Raw genomic sequence first — 6,024 nt, forward strand, 5'->3', positions numbered from 1 at the left:
GAGCTGGCCGCCGACGGCCTGCACCTCGACCACGCCGCCCGCTATCGCCAGACCTCGGAGTTCCTGACCGTATGGCGCGCAACGATGCGCGGAGAACCCATTGATTTCGAGGGTGAATACTTCCGCATTCGCAATGACGGCCCGCTCGACATCCCGGCCGTGCAATCGCCCTACCCGCCCCTCTACCTGGGAGGCGCCTCGGAGGCCGCGATCGAGGTCGCCGCCGAGCACGTCGACCATTATCTGACCTGGGCCGAGCCGCCATCGAGCACCGGCGCGCAGATCGCGCTCGCTCGCGTCGCCGCCTTGCGCCTCGGTCGATCGCTCAAGTTCGGCATGCGGGTGCATCTGATCGTGCGCGAGACCGCGGCCCAAGCCTGGGCCGCCGCAGATCGACTGATCTCCAAAGTGGACGACCCACAGATCGAGGCCGCCCGGCTAGCGCGAGAACGGCGGTCCCAGTCGGAAGGGCAACGTCGCCAGACCTCGCTGCACGGGTTCCGCAGGGAGGCGCTGGAGGTCAGCCCCAATCTGTGGGTGGGCATGGGACTGGTCCGCGAAGGCGCCGGGGCGGCGCTTGTCGGAGATCCCGAGACCGTCGCCGCCCGCATCGCCGAATACCAGGCCCTGGGCGTCGAGACCTTCATCACCTCCGGCTATCCCCACCTCGAAGAGGCGTTCACGGTCGCCGAACTGTTGTTTCCTGCGCTCGGCCTCGGCTCAAGCGCCTCGACGGGGCTGCGACGGGATCGAGAGTTCGGCGCCTCGACTATCAGCGCCGGCTAAGGCCCATGTCGCCTCGCCGCCTCCTACCCTGGGCCGTTCCGTTTGGATTGCTCGCCGTCTGGCAAGTCACCGCTTCGATCGGCGTCTTGCCGGCGCTGGTGCTGCCCGCCCCATCGGCCGTATTGGCGGCGGCGGTGCGTCTGACGGTTTCCGGCGAACTCCCGGCGAACCTGGTCGTCAGCACCTTGCGTGCGCTGGCCGGGCTCGTCATCGGCGGCGGCCTCGGCTTCGCGCTGGGGCTGGCGAACGGCACGTCACGCTGGTCGGAGGCCGTGAGCGACTCCAGCCTGCAGATGCTGCGGAACATCCCGCACCTGGCCTTGATCCCGCTGGTGATCCTCTGGTTTGGCGTCGGCGAAACCGCCAAGATCTTCCTGGTCGCGCTTGGGGTCTTCTTCCCGATTTATCTCAACACCATGCATGGAGTGCGTTCGGTCGATCCCAAGCTTTTGGAGATGGGCCGGGTCTACGGGATGAGCCGGCCGGAGTTGTTCCGGAGAATCGTGCTCCCTGGAGCCCTGCCTTCGATCCTGGTTGGGCTCCGCTTCGCGCTCGGCCTGATGTGGCTGACCCTGATCGTAGCCGAGACGATCGCGGCGACCTCGGGGATCGGGCACATGGCCATGCAGGCCCGCGAGTTCCTGCAAGTGGACGTGGTGGTGCTGTCGATCCTGATCTATGCGGCGCTTGGAAAGGTGGCCGATCTTCTGGTCCGTGCGTTGGAGCGGTGGCTGCTTCCGCAAATCCAGAGCGGCGAGGCCATATGACCGGCGCCCAACTGCACATCCGAAACCTGTTGAAGACCTATGGCGCTCGCTCGGTTCTGGCCGGCATCGACCTGGACGTCGCCGCCGGTGAGTTCGTCGCCGTCGTCGGGCGCAGCGGGACGGGAAAGAGCACCCTGCTCCGCCTCATTGTGGGTCTGGAGCAGCCCAGCGCCGGAAACATCGAGGGTCCGATCTCCAATCAGATCCGCCTGATGTTCCAAGAACCGCGCCTGCTGCCCTGGGCTCGCGTTGGCGCCAACGTCGAGGTCGGTCTTGGGAACGGCCATGATCGAGCCCGCGCGCACGAAGCGCTCCAGGCGGTTGGGCTGGCGGACCGCGCGGATGCGTGGCCGGATATACTCTCGGGCGGCCAGCGTCAGCGGGTCGCCTTGGCGCGCGCCCTTGTATCCAATCCAACGGTCCTAGCGTTCGACGAACCGCTTGGCGCTCTGGACGCCCTCACGCGCATCGAGATGCAGCGGTTGATCGAACGTATCTGGCGCGAGCAAGGGTTCACCGCCCTGCTGGTTACGCACGATGTGTCGGAGGCTATTGCCTTGGCCGACCGGGTTTTGGTCATTGAGGGCGGACACATTGCACTGGATTTGGCTATCGACCTGGCTCGCCCGCGAGCAAGAGGCTCCGCGGCCTTTGCCGCGCTGGAAGGTCGATTATTAGCGGCGTTGCTCGCCCCCGCCGTCGATTAGGCGCCGCCCCCCCTGGACGCCTGCGCTTCTTTCGCCGCCCACGCGATGGCATAGATCTGAGCCATGCACGTGCACGCCTTCCGCCTGACGCCCGGAACCGACCTGAAACACGAGTTGGAGCGTCTCACCGAACAGTACGCGCTTCGTGCGGGCTGCATTCTGTCCTGCGTGGGAAGCCTCTCCCACGCGCGCCTCAGGATGCCGGGGGCCTTCGGCGAGGAGGAGGTCTTCAGAGCATTCGTCGAGCCGATGGAGATTGTGTCGTTGGCTGGCACCCTTTGTTCGGACGGTCTGCACATCCACATCAGTCTCGCGCGACGGAACGGCGCTTGCATCGGCGGCCACCTCTCCCCCGGCTGCATCGTGAACACCACCGCAGAGCTGGTGATCGGAGAATTGCCGCAGATCCAATTCCGCCGGCCGTTGGACTCAGCAACCGGATATGGCGAACTCAGCGTGCAGCCGCGGTCAACCGACGATGCGCCTTGAGCAACCACGCCTTGCGCAGGGCGCCTCTCGGTCCCCATTCTGTCCGTGGAGTCGGGCATGGGCTCGGCGTACGATAGCCCTTTCACTATACGGCCGCTGGGCGCCTCCAGACCGGCACGGAGGCGTGATCTGTATGCTGTTTCGTCTGGTTCTATCCGTAGCGGTCAGCGCCGCCTTGACACTCGCCAGCTCGACGGGGAGCGCGGCCGAGACTCCGCATACCTTCGTCCTCACCTACCGCGACTTCGGTCCGGTTACGGGGACGAGTACGTTCAAGAAGGCGGACGGGTACGAGGTGCGTTTCGAGGGCTGCTTCGCAAAGCATAGCGAGGAAGCTATCTGCGGCTTCACGATCCGGTCTGCGGTACCGCTCACGCTTACCACTGCCCAAAACGCGTCTCACGGCGCCGACGCCGCTGGATCGGCGATTCGGACCTGCTGCCTGTTCATCCAGGGGGATAACCGGGGCTTCCCGATCAGCGCGGCATCTGGAACTACTGCCGGAGCGGCCATCCTGAATCGTGTTGTTCAACCTGGCGAGACCTTGGGCGTCATGCTTCGCGTACCGAGCTACAAGGCGTTCGGGCCTCTCACTGCGATCACGTTCTCCCGCGGCCAAGGAGATTTGGGCGTCCAATTTCCAGCACACATCATTGAATTGCCCTAGATGCTGGGTTGGGTTCATCGGCAGCCCGTTTGACGGCGAGATTGCGCCCAAAGCAGCCCTTGGCTTGGCGCCGGAAAGGTGACATTGGCCAGCCTCGGTTAGACTGACAATTCCGCCAGGATGCTTTGATGTCCGCCGCCCCCGTCCCACTGCCGCGCTGGTTCACACTGATGCGGAGCCTCGTGGTCGGCGGGTACATCCTCGTCGGCTTTGGCTGCATGGCGTCGGGCTTTGTCACGATGGCCATCGGCGCGGTGGTCTACCGGGACTTCTCCTCCTACAGCCTCTACGGCAATCCCTGGGAGCCCAGCAGCTTCCCCTGGTACGTCATCTGGCCGATGCGCCTCATGAGCATCGTCGCCCTGCAAGTGGTCGTCGCCGTCGGGTTCGTCATTCTTTTCGTCAGCCTGGCTGCGCTCTGGCCCGCCCGTCTCGGAACGCCGCTGACCAAGCGGATGACCATCGGGTCCATCGCGACCCTGATCGAGCTGGGGGCCGCGGCCTGGTTTGGCAGGTGGTTCGGGTAAGCTCCCCACGGACTCTCTTCGATGTTCAGCCGGATCGTTGACTAGGGGAGCGCCGCGCCGACGGGCGCTTTGCCGTCAGCAGCTTGAGTCCGCACACAACCTGGCCGCGGAGGCGCTCATGACCTTTTCGGGTTCCATGAACGCCTTGAGACCGGTCTGGTCACGGTAAGGCAGGCCGATCGCCCGCGCCACGACGTCAGACCTGGGCGTCCGCTGGTCGGAAGCAAGGTATTTGCGACCTGTCTCATAGTGCGCCGGTCCAACCAGGCGCCCTCCACGCCAAGTCCAGGTGCTGATCACATAGGGATGGGGCGAGGCTTCGGACTCTCCGCTCGCATCGGCGACCCAGGTGACGACGCCCTCGCCCCCACGCGCAAGCGGCCCAAGGTAGAAACCATCCTTGCCCGTGTGGCGGAACTGCGCAACCAGACGCAGCCTGCGACCCCGGAAGGCCAGGAGCCGGTGCGTGAAACCTGTGCCGTCGCCGGCAGGCTCCAGGCTGACGAACTGGAGGACATCTTCGCTTCCCAGGCGCCGGACGTCGAACCGGTTCTCCAGTCCATCGACCGTGGCCGTCCACTGAACGCGACAGCGAGCGTCGCGTACGATCAGGCGTGAATGGTCTTCGGCGTCTGCGGCCGGAATGGAGAGAGCGGCGACGTTCAGGACGCGGTGGTTCAGCCAGACGCGTCCAACCTGGGTCGCGACAAGCGAATGAGGCAAGGCGCAAGCCTGCGCCCAGGCGGATGCGGCCATGGCCGCCCACCCAAGACCTGTGATCACTAGAACCCAACGAGTCATTTCGGAAAGGTAGCAGGGCCAAGCGTTGTCCGCCCACATGTGCGAGCCGCATTCGGATGGTCAGCGACGATCTGTGTCCATCGGACCGTATCGGCAGAGCCGGACAGGGCGGCGCCTCGAGGCCGAAGCGACCGCTCCGCGCCCATAGCTGCCACGCACCTTCCTCCAGGAAGCTGCCGCTGAGGATGCCTGCCAAGCTCGATTTCCGGGCGGCCAGGTGACGGGTTTCGGGGTGGAGCGGACCTCGCGGCGGCGCTCCAAAGCGGACGCCCAACGATGACAGGTTCCTGGAGGTTGGTCGCCGATAGAGGGCACGCCCCATAGCGGAAGAAGTGGCGGCATGGACCGGCTATCTACGCCGGCCAAGTCTCGCCCTAGTTCGACGCTGGCTTGTTCCCGGACGCCCGCGCCGCGTCCACAACCTCCTGAAGCGCCCTGACCACGGCGTCCGGACGGGCGCCGTAGATCCAGTGGCCGGCCCCTTCGACGATCCGGTGCTCGCCGCGCGTGGAGTCGCGCGCCTCGTCCTCGTGCGCGCCCGTCCAAACCGCATAGAGGCGAGCCTGATCGTCGTTGCTCCGAGCGGCGGAGAAACGATCCTCGTTGCCTCGCGACAGGATGATGAGCGGGATCGAGCCGAGCTTGCGACGCGCGGTCTCAACCTCGTCGGACGAACGGCCGTCCATGTTGTCCGATTGGGAGATCCAGGTCTCGAACCGGGAAGGCTGGGCGTGAATCTGCAGCATCAGCTGCTTCTGTTCGGCGATCCACTGCGGAGGGAGCGCTTCTACGCAGGGGTCGGTCTCGCCCGGCGCGATCTCTCCGGCGACGATCTGGCCCACCTGGGCCTTGGCGAGGCAGGCGCGATTGAACGCCAGCTGCTTGTCGCGCAGGGCCTTCGGCGTTCCCATCCTGTCGGCGGTATGCTCAATCCTCGGATCGGTCAGCAGGAGGCCCGAGACCATCTGGGGATGCTCGTAGGCGAACAGCCGCAGCTCGAGGCCGCCGAGCGAATCGCCAACTAGGATGAACGGCCCCTGCATATGGGACGACTTCAGCGCCTGATAGAGGTCGGAGGCGGTTGCCGCCGCGTCGCGCGGCATGGGGCCGGGGTCGCTGAACCCTAAACCCGCGCGGTCGACCGAACAGGTCCGCGTAATTTTCGACAACTTCTGCTGCGGCCAACGCCAGTCGAGAGTCCAGTCGTCGAGGCCTCCGAGCAAGATCGCCGTCGGCGCGCCGTCGCCCATGCACACCATGTTGAAGCGCCGCCCGTCAGG

8 protein-coding genes are annotated in these 6,024 nt (G+C 65.7%); 6 read left to right on the plus strand and 2 right to left on the minus strand.

Annotation, left to right across the window (positions count from 1 at the left end):
* From GSQ87_RS22255 to GSQ87_RS22280, 6 genes are all read left to right on the plus strand, one after another.
* A partial coding sequence (locus tag GSQ87_RS22255; RefSeq protein ID WP_216839550.1) for an LLM class flavin-dependent oxidoreductase occupies positions 1-786 on the plus strand: 786 nt, incomplete at its 5' end.
* A 5-nt stretch (positions 787-791) separates the two neighbouring features.
* Positions 792-1,553, plus strand: a complete 762-nt coding sequence (locus tag GSQ87_RS22260) for an ABC transporter permease subunit (RefSeq protein WP_158918903.1) — start codon at positions 792-794, stop codon at positions 1,551-1,553.
* A complete protein-coding gene (locus GSQ87_RS22265) occupies positions 1,550-2,260 on the plus strand; it encodes an ATP-binding cassette domain-containing protein (protein ID WP_158918905.1) in 711 nt (236 codons plus the stop codon). The genes GSQ87_RS22260 and GSQ87_RS22265 overlap by 4 nt, the downstream gene beginning before the upstream one ends.
* Before the next feature lie 63 nt (positions 2,261-2,323).
* On the plus strand, positions 2,324-2,749 hold the full coding sequence (locus GSQ87_RS22270; RefSeq protein WP_158918907.1) for a PPC domain-containing DNA-binding protein: 426 nt from the start codon (positions 2,324-2,326) through the stop codon (positions 2,747-2,749).
* Positions 2,750-2,882: 133 nt separating this feature from the next.
* The gene (locus tag GSQ87_RS22275) at positions 2,883-3,416 is read left to right on the plus strand and encodes a hypothetical protein (RefSeq protein WP_158918909.1); all 534 of its coding nucleotides are present in this window, start codon (positions 2,883-2,885) and stop codon (positions 3,414-3,416) included.
* Positions 3,417-3,544: 128 nt separating this feature from the next.
* Complete coding sequence (locus GSQ87_RS22280; protein ID WP_158918911.1) at positions 3,545-3,943, plus strand: hypothetical protein; 399 nt, start codon at positions 3,545-3,547, stop codon at positions 3,941-3,943.
* Positions 3,944-4,018: 75 nt separating this feature from the next.
* On the opposite strand, the gene GSQ87_RS22285 is transcribed toward GSQ87_RS22280, so the two are convergent.
* Entirely contained in the window at positions 4,019-4,699 is a 681-nt protein-coding gene (locus GSQ87_RS22285) for a hypothetical protein (protein WP_158918913.1), read from the minus strand.
* Positions 4,700-5,118: 419 nt separating this feature from the next.
* Positions 5,119-6,024, minus strand: a 906-nt coding sequence (locus GSQ87_RS22290; protein WP_158918915.1) for an alpha/beta fold hydrolase, incomplete at its 5' end; no start/stop codon positions are given.

The organism is Caulobacter sp. S45, assembly GCF_009765965.1.
Lineage (GTDB): Bacteria > Pseudomonadota > Alphaproteobacteria > Caulobacterales > Caulobacteraceae > CAHJWH01.